Source organism: Serratia sp. NPDC078593, assembly GCF_050268245.1.
Taxonomy (GTDB): domain Bacteria; phylum Pseudomonadota; class Gammaproteobacteria; order Enterobacterales; family Enterobacteriaceae; genus JBNNGK01.
The window spans coordinates 45,755-64,034 of sequence record NZ_JBNNGK010000011.1 but is presented as its reverse complement, the minus strand read 5'-3'; the positions used below and the strand labels follow the sequence as shown (position 1 = coordinate 64,034).

Here is an 18,280-nt window from a genome sequence, read left to right as displayed (position 1 = left end):
GAAAGCGTTTTGTTACCTACACTTTCGCGCGGATACGGGGCGCTAACCCGTGCGTTAACATCAACCAACGCATCACGCCATACAAAATCGATTGGCTGCATGCCAGATGCGAGGATCTCATGCCCCAATCTATTTCATCCACAAATATAACCACCGCCAAACCACGCCGCCACTTACGCCATCCGGTATTATTAATCATCGGTATCATGCTGATAGCGGCAAATCTGCGCGCCGCGCTGACCAGCGTGGGTCCGCTGTTGGAACAAATCCAGCAGCAACTTACATTGTCGGCGACTGCCGCGGGTTTGCTTAACTCCTTACCATTGATTTTGTTCGCCGTTCTCTCACCGGTAACGCCAGCGCTGGCAAAGCGCATTGGTATCGAGCGCACGCTCGGCCTGGCGCTGCTGTTGTTAGTCTTGGGGATTGGGTTACGCTCGCAGCAACCACAAAGTCTGTTATGGCTCGGTAGCGGGCTGATAGGTGCGGCAATTGCCTTTGCCAACGTGCTACTTCCCACATTAGTGAAACGCGACTTCCCGCAACGCGCGGCAGCCATGATCAGCGCATACGCCGCCGTGATGTCGTTAGTTGCCGCCACAGCGTCAGGCATCGCCGTGCCGCTCGCGACGCTGAACGGCAATGGCTGGCGTTTTTCCTTATTGTGCTGGGGCGCGTTGGCCATACTGGCACTCATCGTTTGGTTGCCACAGCTACGCCATCCTAAACCTCTGCCAACGCCAACAGCATCGGCAGGTGCGTTGCCATCGCGTATTCGCTCCCCGTGGGGAAGCGCTCTAGGTTGGCAGGTTGCCTTATTTATGGGGCTTCAATCGGTCACGTTTTACACCATTATCGGATGGTTCAGCGCCTTCGCCGTCAGCCACGGCACTTCGCCGCAGCAGGCTGGATTTGAGCTGTTTATTTATCAAGTTGTGGCGATAGTCGCTAATTTTTTTATGGTCATCATCTTACCGCGCGCCCGCGATCAAAGAATGATCGCACTGTTCAGTTCGTTGTTGATTTTAATCGGTATCGCAGGGTTGTTGTGGTTACCAGACAGTTCGTTAGTCTGGCTGGTATTTGCGGGGCTTGGTGCAGGCAGTTCGTTGGTGCTGGCTTTATCGTTCTTTGGCTTACGGAGCCAACATCACCATCAAGCCGCACTCTTATCCGGCATGGCGCAGTCGGTCGGCTATCTGCTCGCCGCCGTTGGTCCTACCCTTTTTGGTCTACTGCACGATCTGACGCAAAGTTGGGCAGTACCGCTCGGCATTCTGCTGGGGCTAACGGTGATGCAAATGCTGTTTGGTATCCTAGCTGGCCGAAACCGGGTTATTAGTTAACGTCAGTTTCGGGCAGAACGCAACGCTCTATCTCTGGTGCGTCGTCCTGCCATAGATCCTCAATAAAGGCCTGCTGCGCTTCATTCAGTTGCCACGATGCAGGGATTTTCGCCTTATTGTAAGAGGGATTCGCTTCCTTCTCGTGCTTTATAAACAATTTTTTTTCCATCATATTTCTTCCCTAAGTGGCAAAAGCGGTTACCGATAACGCCCACTGTCATCCCGCCATTAATCCATTACACAAAACCGGCGGGTGTGTTTCCCCTATGGTAATTTCTTATATGCGCACTAGCGATTACCTTGAAAGGGGTATTTCACGACAGGGATGAAAATAAACTTTATAAAACATTTAGTTATTATTTTCTTCAATCAACAAAAAAAGTCAGAAATAGTCTGCCACGTAACATATAGACAAAAGTAAACCTAGCCTTAACAGGCTCCTATTTTTTAACATCAGAAATCAAGCATCCCCTGGGCAAGGGAAAGCTGAAGCGTCAGGCTATTGTGGCATAGCCTGACTGACGGGTGGGATTATCCAATTTGCGTGACGGAATCGCGGCTGGCCTGTTCTCGCTCAACCCCGGTCAGTTCACGGAGTTGCCCTGTACGCATTTCTAACAATCGGTCGGCATGTTCAAAATAGTGATCATCGTGGCTAATGGCAAATACCGTCTTACCCATCGCGCGTAATTCAGGCAATATTTCCCGGTAGAAAATACGTCGGAATTGCGGATCTTGATCGGCTGCCCACTCGTCGAGTAGCAAAATGTCACGTTGTTCTGCCACGGCCAGTAACAGAGCCAAGCGTTTACGCTGCCCTTGTGAAAGTTGCGGATTAGTTACCCTGTTTCCCTCAAACTTAAGCTTATTTTTTATATTTAACTTTTCAAGCCAACATTCTACTAACCCTTCATTCGGTTGCTTTCCATCCTCACCTTGAAGATGGTGAAAGAGGTGAAAATCAGTAAAAATAGCCGAAAATAAGCGACGATAGTGGTGAATTTGGTGTGCCTGCATTTCCACACCATCCAACAAAATTTGCCCACTGACCGGCTGATATAATCCTGTCAGCAACATCGCCAATGTTGATTTTCCGCTACCGTTTCCGCCAATCACGAAGATCAATTCCCCGCGACGCAGCATAAGGTTTAGTGGGCCAACGGCAAAACCTTGCTGCTGCTCACTGGCACCGTAATGGAATACTATGTCGCGCAACTCAAGGGTTTGCCAAGGCATCCCGATCGTTGCCGGGAATGTTGGTTGGTAATCAGCTAACTTGAGAGATTTTACTTTATTGAATGCCACTTCCGCGCTTAACAACGTGGGAAACGCCCCGACTGCTTGCAACAACGGGGTACGTAAAAACAACAGTGTTAACGAATAGGTCGCCGCAACCGTGGTATTAGCCCAGCCTAGCGTGTTAGCCATGAAAAAGACCAAACCAATAGCGCCAAGCATCATAATATTTGACCAATTCACCGCACTAAGGTGGAAAGTATCCGCACGAATGATGTGATGGCGATAGTCTTGCGCATTCGGCTGATAGGCATTTTGGAATAATGCCTTGGCACGGTCACGATTCAACGCAAGTTCTTTGCGCCCATCAATCGCCGATTGATAATCCTGATATAAACGTTCTTCTGCTTCACGCACATTGCTCAGGTGACGGTAAACTCGTGACACCAACAACCAACTGACAACAATCGTAACAACAACCCACATAGCCGTTACCAATAACATCTGCGGTGACAGCCAGGCCAGATAGCCTGCACAGCCGAGTGTTAATATCACGCCTTGTATCAGTTCCGGCAAACGCACGAACGCCACAGTAATATTGCGAATATCACTCGACAAGCTGGCCAGTAATGAAGCACTACCCAGTTGTTCGATACGCTCAATATCCGTATCAAGAATACGTTTGATCAGTTGGCCACGCAGCCGGTAGACAAAATAATGGCCTAAGGTCGTCAACGCCAATTGCGATCCCAGCGTCACCACCATTAGCAGCATAAGTAAGCCGAGAAACTTAGGTAAGATAGCAAACGGATTACCCGCCACTGCCATCAAATTCACATTGATAAAAGCAATAATGCCAATACCTAATGCAGCGCTGGCCATGGTCAATGCCATTACCGCCAAAAACGGCCAGCGATACTGGTGATAAACCACCCGTAGCAACGCCATAAGTCACCCCTAATGAAAAATGCAATGGCAGGCATTGTAGTCAGCACGCAGGTGATATCAAAAATAATTCTCATTTTTAACAGCATACCGCGCCTCTATCGCCTCAAAGCAGACTGAACATGTCGCGATAAAAATTGACGATAGTCTATCTACCGCAATCATGATTTCGCCAATCAAAATAGAAAAACGAATAATCCTGACCGGGATAATAGAGTCTGAAAAATAATGCCGTGTAATGGGTGATCGCGTGACTCTTAACAGGTTAATCATTTTGTTTTTATTGATTTTCCCCCTACAATAAGTCTATCACCAAGGAAACCAACTGTTCAAAATAACGCCTGATACGCTATTTTTTCTCACACTATATCGCTAAAAGCACCCACAACACCCGTCTACGCCAACATTTCTTACAGATTTTTCTTATTTATTAAGATTCTTAATTTGTTTGCCGTAATAAGTTATCGATGCTTTAATCTCGAACAGCCTGATAAATGAAGGCTATTCGAGATTTGTCAAGGAAGAGAAATGAAAAAACGCAAATACCTCAGTCATATTGAAATTGAGCAGATGATCGCGGCCGTTCCTGATAGCCCAAATGGAATTCGCGATCGCTGTATGCTACTTATGTGTTTTATCCATGGATTGCGTGTCAGTGAACTGCGGGGGCTTCGCCTGGAAGATATTGATCTCACCACTAACCGTATACATGTCGCACGCTTAAAAAATGGGTTTTCAGTTCAGCACCCAATTCAAACCCGCGAACGTATTGCAATAATGAAATGGTTAGGGCAGCGTTCACGCTATCTTGAAGCAGACAGCCCATGGTTATTCTTATCACGGCACGGTGGCCAGATTTCACGCCAACAACTTTATCGTTTAATAAAAACCTATGGTGAATTGGCGGGTATCAGTGTTCAAGTTCATCCACATATGCTGCGGCACTCATGCGGATTTGCACTGGCGGATAAAGGTGTCGATACACGACTGATTCAAGATTATTTAGGGCATAGGAATATTCAAAATACGGTCATTTACACCGCGAGTAATGTTGAGCGCTTTAGAGTTATTCATATTTAGCGTGTGCCATCTAACTATCTTCGACACTCAACATACCCGGGTGTAAACCGTTTAGACACCGACGTTATTTGGTAACCGGTGCTTTCTCTGAAGAAGGTAAGACCTCAAGTACTCTTACGTTATAGACCATGGTTGAACCTGGAGGAATATCCGGAGGTAAACCTTTGTCGCCGTAGGCTAACTCCGGCGGAACGACCATGGTCATACTTCCGTGGTTTTGCAACTGACTAATAGCCGCCTTGAACATTGGAGGATAACTATTGAGTGGTTGCGAAATCGATGTTCCAGCCACGTCCATATCTTTAATGACTTTGCCGTCAATCAGACTTTCTTTCACCACAACCGCAACGGTATCCGTAGGCGAAATTTTACCATCGCCTAAATAGTCAACACGATAATAGAAACCTGATGGATCCTGCTTTGACCGCTTCTGTTTCTTAAATTGCGCGATATAATGCGCGCCCTTAGATTCAGTTTGCGTCTTCAGCTGTTCTTCTTTCTCTTTCAATGCAACTTCGGTTTCAAACAACGCTTTAGCAATTTTATCCTGTGGTAACTGCGGCTTACCGTTTAAGGTATCCTGTACCCCAGCAAACGCCATACGATCGTTGACTTCGACGCCCTGTGCAGCTTTTTCCTGTAACAGCGCTAACATGTCTTTGCCTAACGAACTACCAATAGCATAGTCACGGATCTCCGTCGCGCTTTTCGGTACCACCGTCGCGGCCTGCTGTTTTTCGGCCTGTTGTTTCTTCAGCACAGCTAATTCTTGTTGCAGCTCCTGATTTTGTTTCGCTCGTTCATTCTGCGATGTGGTCAGAGTATCAATCTGCTTTTGCAAGGCCGAACTTTGCTGCTGGCTCTTTTCCAGAGCTTGTCGCAGTTTGTTATCTTCCTGTTTTTTCGTACTTTGCGCTGTGGTCATAGCAACCAATTGCTGCTGCATTTTTTCAGTATTTTGCAGATTATCTTGCAGCGATTTTTTCAATTGCTCAATTTCAGTACGGGCATCGGCATCAGCTTTAGCGGTTTGCCTCAACTGTTTTAGCTCAGTATTTTGCTTGGCCAGCGTAGCATTGAGCTGATTAATTTTCGCCTGCTGTGCTTTCAACTCGCGAAGTGGTGCCGCTGGCGCTTTTTCTTTATGTTTAGCGAGCTGATTTTTTTGGGATTTACCCACCGCTTTTTCTTCTGGCGGACTGATAGCCTCCAATTGAGAAGGCGTTAATAAAAGCAACGCCGGCGCATCATCCACCTTGCTGGTGATGGCATCCAGCGACTGCAAGGTCAGTTCATCACTGGCTTTCTCCACCGCATAAACGCCACCCAGTGGCATCATTAATGTGAGTAGGAAGCCATACTTGATACCCTTTTTCACTTCACGCTCTCCCCTCTACGAATCAACGCATCCAGCACATCACGCTCAATTTGCGCACACACCTGGTTAGTTTTGTATTTATACAATGCGTCCAATGTATCTTTAGTTTGTGTGTTAACTTCGCCACGTACCGCGCTGTAAACAGACGCATTGCTAACTAAGCTGTCAAAATAGGCTTTACGCGCGGCATAAGCTTTAGCATTCACTTTTTTTAAGGAAGCCAACTCACTTTGACACAAGCCAATACGGTTTTCTTTTTTAGGTTCGGGCGCAGGTTTTTGAGCCGGGGCGGGCATCGGTGCTGGCGTTACTGCCTGCTGAGATTTAATTTTACTGCCAGAGGATTTTGGCGCGCAGCCGGCCATCAATAAGCACCCTACCATAATAATACCAACCAATTGCTGTGAATAACTGCCGGCTTTTTGAAATTGTTTCACTGTTTATTCCTTATTACTGAATAAGAACTTGCCGTTGCTGACAAAGTATTTATAATTTTTACCGCTGGCAACCAGACCTTTGCCATTTTAAAACTATTACCGGTAGTTGAGTACCGCACCTCCGGCGTATTATCCTCAAGATTTGGTAATGAGGATAACGTTACTTCACGGTATTGGTTTTCTAACATATCCCGAATTGCTACCAACTCAGCACAATGCCTAATACCTAACTTACGCATCGCTTTATTTTTTATTGCTACTACGGTTTTTTTACTACGACTTATCAGCTCAGCCGTTTGCTGTACTGAATGTCCGTTCATTAAATAGTGCAGTACATTAAGTTCTGAGGAGCTCAATGGTTCAGCTAGCCATGTAGTACCATTTTTGCATGATAATATTCGCTTGATATGCTCGCTGTAACAACCGTTCCCTTGGCAAATTTTCGCGAGTGACTCAACTATTTCATTTAGCGTATCATGCTGGCTCAATATGCTATCAATGTGCAAATCAGAAATCTGCTGCAGCAAAAATGGAATCTGAACATCAACCACCGCCACAATTTTTAATTTTGGCTGCTGGTCGCGTAATGTACGAATTAATAATACTCTGGAATGCCAATCATACTGCTGCATACTAAATGCAATAACCAGCATATTTATACGCTGAGTGAACACTATCTGCCGTACCTCAGCTACACTATTTATCCGTGTAACTGTACGCCGTTCCTGCCGATCATTGATCAATAACCGCTCAATGCCATAGGCAGTAAACTGACAGGGAATAAGTAGAGCAATACGCGACGCCGAACGGTTGTGAATTGTCATACCTATTCCCTTTTATTTTAACGCTGGGTCAACCACATCCTTGGGACCCTGACTACCCTTATTTCGCGATATCATTCGATTGCGAACTGTTGGGTGATATTTTTTTTCAGTGAGAATAACTCGCTGTCATTTTTCACTTGTAACTTACGCATGGCATTACATTTATGAGCGCTAATCGTTTTGATACTACGACGTTGCAACTCAGCAATTTGGCGCAGGCTCATACCATTAAATAAAAATGTCAGTACATCGTTCTCACAACGTGTCAAATGATGCAGGCTTGATGCCTCTTCATTATCATTGCGAGCCAGACAAGCGCCGATGAGTGGACTCAATACGCGCTCACCGTTAAATACTCGCATAAAAAACTCCCCGACCTGCGCCAAGCTATCATCACGGGAGATTACGCTGATGTTCGTCACTTCGAGCAAAGCACGCAGTTCTTCACCGCTTTGACAACGGGTATAAACAATAACCCGCAGGGTTGGTATCTGCGCACATAAGTTTAATAGCGTTTTCCGCCCTTCAGCCGAAGTTTCATTCAAGCCGTTCAGCTCAGTAATCAAAATATCGGCAGGTTGGTACAATAAAGCTTCTGAAACCGCATCCATACGGGTTTCTTGCACAGTAATATTACTTGGTGTATTGAGTGAACCAATAAAACTCGATAAACCACTCAACGTTAATGGACAACGATCCATTAATGCAATGCTGATAGATTCTTGCGCTAAAGAATGCATACGGGACTCCTGTCTAAATATGACTTCCACCTATTGAGAGGAATAATGCAAAAAAATCGGTAAATCAGCGACTAAAAACAGGGCCTGTCTTAGCCATCCATTTACCTTGCAAAAATAGCTCGCCGTCGTTTTGAAAACCCAGTTTCAACATAGCATTGCGTTTATGCGTACTGACCGTACGCACATCACGATGCATCATCAATGCGGCAGTGGTAACGCTCTTACCAGAGAATAAGTAGGCCAAGACGTCTAATTCACGCGCGGTCAATGCCTTGCCGCCGATAGAATGATTTGCCAGTAACTGCCGAACCTTATGGCTGTAGCTACGGCGCCCTGCCAACACCTGCTGAACACATTGCGCCAATGCGACCGAAGGCTCTTGTTTCAACAATAAGCCTTTTATGCCTGAGGCCGTTAACAGCTGTAAAACACGCGGATCGTCCAAAGCCGTACAGACGATAATAGGCGTTGCCGGCCAATGTTCAATACACAGGGAAATAAGCCGCAGACCATCTAAAACCGATTCTGCTTCACCACACAGCTCCATAATTAACAGTTGCGGCAAATGGTTACGCATTAGACCAGGAATGGCCGCTAGGTTATTAACCTGCATAATATTCTCCGACAGCCCACATGACTGCGCCAGCACATTGCGCATGCCGAGCGTCGTCATCGGGCAAGCCTCCATAATGATCACCCCTTGGCCTTTCTGTCCACTGCCGTTCGGCGTGTGTGCAGTGATCCGCTGGTAAGTATGAGCCGCTGTCATAAATATTCTCCCTATTCCTTGTGGGATATGCTGTGACGATTCTAGTTCATAGACGAAAAAGCTATTTCCGCTGAGACATTGTCGGTCTAGTCAATGACTTATACGCCATAAAGACGTTTATATCCGTTATACTTAAATCTGCATCGTTATTGGCTGCGCCTATATGCCTAGCTTACTTACAGGTATAATAGCCATAGGATCCGTTTATTTTCTGCCGTGATGCAACATAAATTATTTAAGGTATATAAAAACCATGCTAAATTTCGTCGAAATAAAGAGAGGCGAGATAAAAACATCCTATAGTTATCTTCGCTATTCTTTATTTGGCAAAAAGGCCCCCAAACACGGACAAGCTGGGGGCGCATTTAAATCACTATTACTAGCCAGATTTACTCGTAAGTAAAGCTCACCTGCACAGTACCGACAATATCGCCTGGCGTTGCGCCACCGGCAGAACTGTAAGCGCGCGCCTTCAGGTTAAACGTTGCATCATTGGTTGCGCTGCTGACAGGTTGCGCCATTGATTTGCCGTTCCCCATGCGCGCTTCATTTGCGCTATCAGCCAACTCAATCTGTACAAGCGTCGCGGCACCAGCTGCTGTGGTATTGGCATACAAATCGGTTTCTTCCGTTGCTGGCGTACCAGCAAAGGTGGCCATTACTGCCGACGTCGTCGGCGGGCAGTCTTTCAAACGTATCGGCACCGGTACCCATTCGCTACCTGATTTAGGCGTTGCCAACGTTGATGCCTGAATGTTGTCCCCTAAATCGACGGTTATGCCACTACTTGATGGGGTGTCCACAGTACAAGGTGAAGCTTTAATGGTGCCTTTAATATTCAGTTGCGTATCAGCCAAAGAAAATTGGCTAACACCCATACTGGCTGCGGCAACCAACAGCAGCGTGCTCTTAAATAAATTCAATTTTAGATCCTTCATAATAATTTCCTTTAATAAAACCATGTCACAATGCACTGCTATCAACACCCACGAACATTGGCGTTATTCTATTTCCGCTTTGATCGTGGCCGTTGCATTAAAGTCCCCTACCTCTGGCGTTTTTCCGGAGGTATTTACCGGGTACGCAACAATTTCTGCATTACCCTTTTGAGATGGATAATCAAAATCTACCGCTAAGGTTCCATTGCTAGGGGAAATGGCGTTACCATCGCCCCCTTGGAGTTTAACTGCAATATCACCATTGGTCGTTTTTAATAATGTCGGATCCGAAGGATCAGCTTCTGCCTGGAAACTCAAACTGACTTTTACTCCGTCAGAAATATTACGGCACCCGACAGTTATCTCTTTTCGTTCTGGCGTAAAGTTTCTCGGCATTGCCCCTTTAGTGGTGAAATCACTCGACATAATATCGCCAAAATCTATCACTATCGGCTGCGGGTTAATTTCGCAGTTCTGCGGCACGGTTACCGTCCCGGACATCGTCACGGTAGAGACTGGCGTCGTACTGCTGACCCCTGGAGATGAAGCAAGATATACCTCCACCAACTTGGTTGATGGGATAACCGTTTGCCCGACAAAGGGGCGAATGAAATACAGATGTATGTGACCTTCTGAACCACTCTTATATCTTTGAGATTCACATCCGCTATCCCAAGCATCATTTTGATTACTTGTATAATCAAATGGTACAGGTTCAAAACGATCGGCCACGCCACCGATTTTTACTTCACTTCCTACGGCAAGATACTTATTCAACTCAAAAAAACGTATGCGACCATCATTGTAAACTTCGTTTGTAAGTAATGACTTAGCCATGACATAAGCTGCGTTCATTGTTGTACATTCACAGGTTGCTTTATATACACGGGGTAAATTCCATTCCCCATTTTCAGCATTCTCGATAATTTTACCCTGAATGTTCTGCGCCGGATCGGTCATGACGGAGGTAAAAACAAAAGGATAATCTGTAACACCCTCATCATTAGTACACTGCCCCGGCGCCGCTAACAGCGGCTGCGACATCCCCAGACCAGCAGCTACAGTAACAGCCAGCACAGATAAACGAGTTAGCGATTTAATATTCATATTCAAAGCCTTATAAACACTGACCATTCACCATGCGGATGCCGGTGCTATTTGCCTGCTTCGTCAAGCTGTAATTAACCTGACATTGTTGAGTTGCCGCATTGCCCCACTTGACCTTCAGCTTGCCGCTGTCCGCCAGGCCGGTCATAAACACCTGACCACCGTCGCCAACGATACTGGCATTGCTGCCGTCGTTGCTGAGATCGGTTACTGTGGCACCGAATGGCACCGGCGCACCGCCCTGCATCAGTAGGGTCATTAACACACGTTGGCCGATATTCGGTTTGTACTCCGCACGGACTACCGCACCCCGCGTTGGGATCACCGTCTGGCTACTCATCGTCATATCAACATCATCCGGCAGGGTAGTAGTATCCAGACCAATGACGTTGCGGCGATAGTTGGTCAGATACGGCACTACCGCATAGCCACGCCAGTCGGTGGTAACACCGGTTTGGTTCATCACGCGGACGTTTTTCGCACCCGGCGCTTTTACCAAGGCAATGGTCTGCCCCAACGGTTGCGACAGCGTTATACCGTTTTCATGCACCAATACACCGCCTTGCAGGCCATAGTTGACGCGATGCTGATCGTGGTTATAACCATAACCGACGTTGACCTCACCTAAACCACCGCGGTAGTTAGCGCTGGCGCTACCATTGGCACCTTGCCCTTGGCTGGTATAGCCCTGGCTCAGGCTATAGCTGAGGTTACCATTCTCTAACGCAGTGCCGTTCAAGCCGACGTTATTACTCGTCTTACCATTGCGGCTGGTATTCAGGTTGTAAGTGGCATAGCTGCCCGGCAACCATTTACTTAATGGCACACTGACGTTAAAGGCAAAAATATGGTCGTCCGAGTTAGTACGGTTGCCGTTACTGTCGCTACCATTTTTACTGTAGGTGTAGTTCATGCCATAGCTGATGCCTTCCCAGCTGTTGTTATAACCCACGCTGGCCGACTCACTACGTCGGTTATCATTCCAGTACTCTTCACGTAACAGGCTCAGCGACAACGCCCCTGCGCCGCTCCATAAGTTTTGGCTCAGCGTCAACTCTGCACGACTTTTCTTGTGATCTTGGTAGTTGGTAGAACGGCCATTAGTATAGGTTTCTAACGCTTCTTGTAAGGTATAGAAACCTTTCGTCGAGTAACGGTAACTCGCCAAACTGAAGTTGGTGCCGGTTTCGACAAAACTCTTACCGTAACGTACCCGCCAAGACTGGCCACTCTCTTTTTCTTTGAATTCAGGTTTGGTCCAAGCCTGAGTGACGTCAGCAGACAGTGCGCCAATCATCCCCATATTCTGACCCCAACCCAACGCCAAGGATTGATACTTACTGGCTGCCTGCATACCGCCGTAAACCGTCGCACCCCATGGTAAACCATAAATACCGGTTGCCTGGGTAAACGGACGCTTATCAACACTATCGTTATAAGAACGATACTGCCCGCTGGTGAGGCTGTACTTGAAGCGCCCTTCGCGTTGTAACACCGGTACCGAAGCAAACGGCACCACAAGATTCTGTTCGCTGCCGTCGGCTTCTTTAATGGTAACGTTCAAGTCGCCACTGCCCGAAGTGGGGTACAAATCTTTAATTTCAAAGGCACCTGGCGGCACATAACTTTGGTAAATTACGTAACCGTTCTGACGAATAGTGACCTGCGCATTGCTCTTAGCGATACCACGCACCACCGGCGAGTAACCGCGCATACTTTGCGGCAGCATATCTTCATCAGACGCTAACTGGCCGCCACGGAACGATACGCTTTCAAATACGTCACTGGGGGTCGTACTGTCCCCCAAAGTTAACTGGCTTTTCAGCGCGACAATATCGCGCTGTAAATAAGTATTGATTGAGTCCCAACGGGACTGGCCATCGCTAGAACGGTTCCACGTGGAATAATTACGCAAACGCCATGCGCCAAGGTTCAACCCGGAACGCAGGTTCAGATAATACGTGTTGCTATCATGGCGATCGTTTTTGCGCTCTTGGGTATTTGCCCCGCTGAAGTTATAGTTGACCAATAATGCCGGGATACCCGAATCCCACTTTTCAGGCGAAACATAGTCACGAGCCTGCATGTTCAAAGCAGCCTGCGGAATACTCAGCTCTAAGCGCTGTTGGTTAAAACGGAAAGTTGAAGAGGATTGCGGAATAATCTGCGCTAAATTCACGCATGGCCCACTGACTTTCAGAGCTGGGAATGATTCAACGCGCACACCAAATGCTTCCAGCATCTCTGCACTCAAGCAAGGTTGCAGGGTGTTTTTACCCTCGGGACCTGGTTGCATTTGAAAGTCGATTTCTTTGGTGTCCACCATTTCTCTATTCAGATAGACATCAACCCGATAAGTACCAGGAGCCTGTTCACCATCTTCGAAAGCCGACAAGTCGGCACCGCGCTGCGAAGGATTATCAATTTCCAGCAGCGCTGGGTTAAAGTAGTCACGCGCATGAGCCGCGCCAGAAAACCCCATCAACATGGCAACCTGGCAAGAAATTAACCAAGCCAGAGGGGTGCGATTAAAGCCGCGAGAGCGTATTCGCTTCGGGTTATTCATCCTGTTAACTCCATTTCTCAGCACTACCGGTAGAAACCGGATAGCCGCATCCTTCCCAGCACTACCTGTGCAGGGGTTCCGTATTTATAAACTGACAAGATGTTTTATAAATTGGCATTAAAAATCGGGCTGGTCCCGCCGTAGTCGTTAATAATTTGCCAACTCAACGTACCGCCACTCACCCCAGCAGACAGCGGGAAACTGGCACTTGATTTTGGTGCAACCATGGTGGCATTTTTCACTGCGGTGCCGTTTACCTTGACGTTAAAGAACGTGAGGTAATAAGGCGATGGGTTAGTCACCTGAAGCGTATTTCCGCTGCGCTGCCATTTCACCATTTTGCCGGATTCAGTCACGTTACCCGGTAAGCCACGCGGTCGATAAATAAGCTTAATACGCGTCTTCACCGCAATTTGCAGCGTATTGTCTTTTTTCTCTGCTGATGGAATGGATTTGATGTTCATCCAATACAGTGATTCTTGATCCGTAGGCAAATTACCGCCTGCACGAACCACACGTAAGATATTGTTTTGCCCACCATCCAGACGGAATAGTGGCGGAGTAATAATAAACGGTGCTTTTGATTTATCGCCGTCTTGAGTATCAACCCAGGATTGAATGAGATAAGGGGTTTTATCGGGGTTGCTAATAGTAAGTGATGATTCTTTTTTACCGCCGTCATACACCAAACGGGTTCCACCGACCACTACGCCAGCCTGAACCTGCGCACCCATCGTCATCAATAACGCTGCAACCAGCGTACTGCGCCAAACTTTCATTATCTTCCCTGCCTGGTTAAATCCAGTGATAAAAGAACCAGGGCGGCACTCGCCCACCCTGGCTCGGCCTTACACTGCCTGTTGAATAGCAGGCAGAAAAAACTTACTGGTAAACGATGGTGAAGTTAGATACAGCGTTAGCAGTACCTACAGAAACAGCATCAGCAGTTGCATAATAACGAGCTGCGAAGTCCAGAGTATTCACACCAGTGCTAACCAGTGGGTATACAACAGAATCTTGATACAGGTTGATCACGTTGTTGTTGTTGTCAGTGATCTGAATACCTACGTTCTGAGCAGTATCCGCACCTTCGGTCAGCGCCAACACAGAGTTGTTACCCGGGATTTGGTTACCGTCAAAACGAACGGTAGCACCGGTTACTGTAGCTGGGCAGTCTTTCAGCAACAGGCTGAATTTTTTAGCGCCAGCAGTATCACCTGCACCATTAAACGCAGACTGAGCTACTTTGCCCAGATCAACAGTTTGGTTTAAAGAATCGGTATCAACGGTACATGCTTCATCAGTAATAGAACCGGTGAAGTTAACAGCGCCATCAGCTGCGAATGCAGAGGCAGTAAATGCAGAAGCAGCCAATACAGCTACAGCAATCAGATTCTTTTTCATACTTCTATCCTTTAAAAATTAATGCACAATTGTGCATTTGATTGTTTCTGGCATAACGTTACGCCATTCCTTTTTATTTAGTTCAGTGACCGCGGAACCACCCTCTCGAATAGGTATTGAGCAGAGCTAACCTTTCCAAACAAACGATTCATTTTGAACTAAAGTGACTCCTTTAGATTTTTAATCTAATTTGGTTTATTTTTGAGCTGTATTGTGGTTTTTTATTTTGTAAAATTAAATTTTACAGATATAAAAACCAATAAATATATTGGGTGAATGGTGTTGATAGCAGCCAAATGAGCTTTCTAAGAAAACGCCTAGGGGTTTGGGTGGAAAAAAAATAAGAAAAAAAATACCCACATCATTGTTAATAAAGGATTTTTTTTAAGCCCTTCAATTCTCGTCTTATGAGTGTTGACATTAATCTGGGGCGAATTTAAAGTATGTTGCAATTTAGTTCAAAGTGACTCATTAGACATATTTAATTACGTTTTTCAGTTACCAAACTTCTTTAAATCTTCGTGCATTACTAGCGGTATAAAGGACTGTATTTTGGATGTTACGGTGTCCAAGATAATCTTGAATCAAACGTGTATCAATTCCACGATCGGCTAATGCAAAACCGCAACCATGCCGCAACATATGTGGGTGTGCATTAACTTCCAACTTGGCCTGCTGACTATAATTCCGAATTAACCAATAAATTCTTTGCCGTGATAACCGAGAGCCACGATTAGACAAAAATAACCATTCACTGTCAGAACCACGGTAAGATTTCCGTTTTACCATCCAGCGCTGCAAACACTTTCTTTCACGACCGTACAGGGGATGAATGGTTGAAAAGCCATTTTTCAGCCTATGAATATAAATATTCCCCCCTTCCAGATCGATATCAGACAGACGCCAACTGTTAATCTCACTGACGCGGCAACCATGTATAAAACACATCCAAATCAAACAGTAATCTCGTTCAGGGTTCTTTCCTCGCAGCGTTGCCTCAAGCAATTTTTCCACTTCAGAAGGGGTTAGGTGTTTGCGATTTGTCATAGTGCCTCATTATTTCTCACATAGAAAAATGTGGATTTCTTATTCCCTCTTCATCTCCACAGTTAGTGCTGGAGTATCAACTCCACCTTAAGGATAGGTTCCTGAATCCTTCGAAGAGTATAGCTGATTTATTTTGAGGTAACAGCCATATGAAAAATATGCCTACTATAATGTTAATTGTTGGTTATAATATTGGCATCAAAAAACTAGCACACTAATTACAATTATCTGAATGATTTTTTTTAATTGCCATAACATTCAAATAGCCCACCATAATAATTAACGTTAGTTATTACAGCATAAGAATAAAGAAAACCTCTCAGGTAAAATATATAATAATTGTATTTATTAAAGCATTCATAGCGGCAGTCAATTACTCACGATATTTACTCAATCAAGAATGCCACTATAGATTTTAGGTGAATAATTCTCGCTTTCAACTGAAAGGGATATCTCCATAGATATCATTATCGACGTTAACACTAATTAGTTGGAACTCTTAATGGGATGACAACAAAAGCATACTTTATGCTGAATGGTGTAAAATCAACTGCGGAAAAAACAGATAAAAAAAGGCATGAATAGCATGCCCTTTAAATAGTGAGTAAAACGACGTTGTATTGCGTCAGGCTGTCAGCCCGCCATCGAGCACCAATGTTTGCCCTGTCATATACCGGCTATTTTCACCGATCATAAATGCAGCAGCCTTAGCCACTTCTTGTGCCTGCCCCACACGCCGCAACGGAATTTGCTTACGCAGTGCTTTCAGCGCCTCTGCTGGCATCGCTCGCGTCATATCACTTTCGATAATTCCCGGCAGTAAACAGTTCACCCGCAAGCCAAAACGCCCCAACTCTTGTGCCAATGAGCGACTCAACCCAATCATCGCCGCTTTGCTCGCACCATAAGCGGTTTGGCCAATATTGCCCTTAATACCGCTTACGGAGGACATCAGTAACAGTGAGCCTTCCCCTTGCGCCATCATCGCTGGTAATAACTGTTTGTTCCAATAAAACACGGCATTGAGATTAGTATCCATCACCTGCCGCCAGTAATCACCGGTTTGCGAAATATGTAAGCCATCAAGCGTGACGCCAGCATTGTGTATCACCGCAACAGGCGCACCATGCCGCGCCAACAACTCAGGTGCCAAACGTTCAACCGCAGCCTGATCGCTACCGTCACACGGGTAACTTTCTACCCACCCTGCTAAATTGGCACAAGCGGCAATCGTCTCGGCACTGGCCTGCTCACCGCTGCGCCAAGTAAATACCACATTCCAGCACTGTGCTAACTCTTCCACCAGCGCGCGTCCAATACCTCGACTACCGCCCGTTACTAATACCCATTGCTTGTTCATTTTTGCTTACTTCTGTTCTGCCAGCAGACGACACAAATCGCTCAGTGTCATATTTGGGTTTTCCATAAACATCTCGGCATTTAACGTCGCACCGAATTCTCGTTTAGCCAATACCATCAATTCAACGTAATCCAGGCTGTCCAGCTTTAATTGATATAATGGCATCTCCGGCGACAGGTCTGATTGTTCCAAATCTTTGGCATCACAGATCATTTCACAAACGGTGTCATAAACTTGTTGATACTTTTCCATGGTCATATCCTTATTTATCCGAGTTTTTCTCGTCGTTATCCATTACCGCCGCCGACAACAGCGGCAAAGTTTTTAGTGTCACAGCGGTGGCAATCAGCGGCTGTCGCGCCGTCCAACATTGCAATTCCGTACGCACCACTAAACCAGTTTCTTTGTTGCCAACCGTCAAGGTGGGTAAAATAGCGTAATACAGCGGTTCATCATTGTGCAACCACGCGCTGTCTAAGAGCAAACGTGAACTGAAATGCACATCATGATGGGTCTGCACCACCGGAATTTGTGCAAAGACTTCAATTAATGTTTTTGCTTGGATTTCCGGTACGATTTGCCTCACCGTCTCCAGCGTTTCTGGCGCCGTCACAATACGTTGAAACAGCAAAGCGTCAAAAAAGCTCCATTGCTGTGTGTTATCACTGGGCGAACCGGGGAACTTTTCCATCAATTCATTGATTACATTACGGCTCATCAGTTGACTCGTAACGCCATCCGCCAAATTTAACGGCTTTGCCGCAGCCAATTTAGCAGTGAAACAATTTTCGCCATCAGCAGTGGCAAATAATTTACCGCTGACGCGTTGCGCTTCACTTTTTACCGACAGTTGATAGCCAACACCGCACTGCACGGGTTGACGTAATCGGGCACTAAAACTGAAGTAGTCTGCGGCTGGTAAGTCAGCAAGTAAAATCTCGCTCAGCCGTCGCTTCATATCCAGCATCGCTCTCATGCCATGCACCGTCAGTCGCTCCCCCCCCAACTTACGCGCTTGCTGCAGATCAAAATGGATCGGATTATAGTCACCGGAAAACGCTGCCCAACGTTCAGCGTCCTGCAAACTGTAATTCAGTAACATG

The 18,280-nt window shown here is 46.2% G+C and carries 18 protein-coding genes; 2 read left to right on the top strand and 16 right to left on the bottom strand.

Annotation, left to right across the window (positions count from 1 at the left end; translation table 11 throughout):
• Positions 1-119 precede the first annotated feature (119 nt).
• The gene (locus ACQKDS_RS13500) at positions 120-1,346 is read left to right on the top strand and encodes a CynX/NimT family MFS transporter (RefSeq protein ID WP_399671353.1); all 1,227 of its coding nucleotides are present in this window, start codon (positions 120-122) and stop codon (positions 1,344-1,346) included.
• On the opposite strand, the gene ACQKDS_RS13495 is transcribed toward ACQKDS_RS13500, so the two are convergent.
• Both ACQKDS_RS13495 and ACQKDS_RS13490 read right to left on the bottom strand, forming a co-directional pair.
• Positions 1,339-1,518: a hypothetical protein gene (locus tag ACQKDS_RS13495; RefSeq protein WP_399671351.1), complete on the bottom strand. Its 180-nt coding sequence runs from the start codon at positions 1,516-1,518 to the stop codon at positions 1,339-1,341. The two genes, ACQKDS_RS13500 and ACQKDS_RS13495, sit on opposite strands and share 8 nt — an antisense overlap.
• A gap of 359 nt (positions 1,519-1,877) precedes the next feature.
• The gene (locus ACQKDS_RS13490) at positions 1,878-3,530 is read right to left on the bottom strand and encodes a multidrug ABC transporter permease/ATP-binding protein (protein ID WP_399671349.1); all 1,653 of its coding nucleotides are present in this window, start codon (positions 3,528-3,530) and stop codon (positions 1,878-1,880) included.
• A gap of 525 nt (positions 3,531-4,055) precedes the next feature.
• On the opposite strand from ACQKDS_RS13490, the gene ACQKDS_RS13485 reads away from it, so the two are divergent.
• Positions 4,056-4,607, top strand: a complete 552-nt coding sequence (locus ACQKDS_RS13485; RefSeq protein ID WP_399671346.1) for a tyrosine-type DNA invertase — start codon at positions 4,056-4,058, stop codon at positions 4,605-4,607.
• A 64-nt stretch (positions 4,608-4,671) separates the two neighbouring features.
• On the opposite strand, the gene ACQKDS_RS13480 is transcribed toward ACQKDS_RS13485, so the two are convergent.
• From ACQKDS_RS13480 to ACQKDS_RS13415, 14 genes are all read right to left on the bottom strand, one after another.
• A complete protein-coding gene (locus ACQKDS_RS13480) occupies positions 4,672-5,985 on the bottom strand; it encodes an FKBP-type peptidyl-prolyl cis-trans isomerase N-terminal domain-containing protein (RefSeq protein ID WP_399671343.1) in 1,314 nt (437 codons plus the stop codon).
• Positions 5,982-6,422: a hypothetical protein gene (locus ACQKDS_RS13475; protein ID WP_399671340.1), complete on the bottom strand. Its 441-nt coding sequence runs from the start codon at positions 6,420-6,422 to the stop codon at positions 5,982-5,984. The genes ACQKDS_RS13480 and ACQKDS_RS13475 overlap by 4 nt, the downstream gene beginning before the upstream one ends.
• On the bottom strand, positions 6,419-7,246 hold the full coding sequence (locus ACQKDS_RS13470; protein ID WP_399671338.1) for a LuxR C-terminal-related transcriptional regulator: 828 nt from the start codon (positions 7,244-7,246) through the stop codon (positions 6,419-6,421). Before ACQKDS_RS13470 ends, ACQKDS_RS13475 begins: the two co-directional genes overlap by 4 nt.
• A 71-nt stretch (positions 7,247-7,317) precedes the next feature.
• Positions 7,318-7,986 (bottom strand): LuxR C-terminal-related transcriptional regulator, encoded by a 669-nt coding sequence (locus tag ACQKDS_RS13465; protein WP_399671335.1) that lies wholly within the window; start codon positions 7,984-7,986, stop codon positions 7,318-7,320.
• Positions 7,987-8,050: 64 nt separating this feature from the next.
• On the bottom strand, positions 8,051-8,755 hold the full coding sequence (locus tag ACQKDS_RS13460) for a LuxR C-terminal-related transcriptional regulator (protein ID WP_399671332.1): 705 nt from the start codon (positions 8,753-8,755) through the stop codon (positions 8,051-8,053).
• Positions 8,756-9,144: 389 nt separating this feature from the next.
• The gene (locus ACQKDS_RS13455; RefSeq protein ID WP_399671329.1) at positions 9,145-9,693 is read right to left on the bottom strand and encodes a fimbrial protein; all 549 of its coding nucleotides are present in this window, start codon (positions 9,691-9,693) and stop codon (positions 9,145-9,147) included.
• Between the two features lie 63 nt (positions 9,694-9,756).
• Positions 9,757-10,800, bottom strand: coding sequence for a fimbrial protein (locus ACQKDS_RS13450; protein WP_399671326.1), 1,044 nt, complete (start codon positions 10,798-10,800; stop codon positions 9,757-9,759).
• 10 nt (positions 10,801-10,810) lie between these two features.
• Positions 10,811-13,366, bottom strand: a complete 2,556-nt coding sequence (locus ACQKDS_RS13445) for a fimbria/pilus outer membrane usher protein (RefSeq protein ID WP_399671323.1) — start codon at positions 13,364-13,366, stop codon at positions 10,811-10,813.
• A gap of 104 nt (positions 13,367-13,470) precedes the next feature.
• Positions 13,471-14,145: a molecular chaperone gene (locus ACQKDS_RS13440; protein WP_399671320.1), complete on the bottom strand. Its 675-nt coding sequence runs from the start codon at positions 14,143-14,145 to the stop codon at positions 13,471-13,473.
• 103 nt (positions 14,146-14,248) lie between these two features.
• Positions 14,249-14,770: a fimbrial protein gene (locus ACQKDS_RS13435; RefSeq protein WP_399671317.1), complete on the bottom strand. Its 522-nt coding sequence runs from the start codon at positions 14,768-14,770 to the stop codon at positions 14,249-14,251.
• Between the two features lie 498 nt (positions 14,771-15,268).
• Entirely contained in the window at positions 15,269-15,817 is a 549-nt protein-coding gene (locus ACQKDS_RS13430; protein WP_399671314.1) for a tyrosine-type DNA invertase, read from the bottom strand.
• A 625-nt stretch (positions 15,818-16,442) separates the two neighbouring features.
• Positions 16,443-17,177, bottom strand: coding sequence for an SDR family oxidoreductase (locus tag ACQKDS_RS13425; RefSeq protein ID WP_399671311.1), 735 nt, complete (start codon positions 17,175-17,177; stop codon positions 16,443-16,445).
• 6 nt (positions 17,178-17,183) lie between these two features.
• Positions 17,184-17,429: an acyl carrier protein gene (locus ACQKDS_RS13420; protein ID WP_399671308.1), complete on the bottom strand. Its 246-nt coding sequence runs from the start codon at positions 17,427-17,429 to the stop codon at positions 17,184-17,186.
• A gap of 10 nt (positions 17,430-17,439) precedes the next feature.
• The gene (locus tag ACQKDS_RS13415; RefSeq protein ID WP_399671305.1) at positions 17,440-18,279 is read right to left on the bottom strand and encodes a MaoC family dehydratase; all 840 of its coding nucleotides are present in this window, start codon (positions 18,277-18,279) and stop codon (positions 17,440-17,442) included.
• Position 18,280 lies beyond the last annotated feature (1 nt).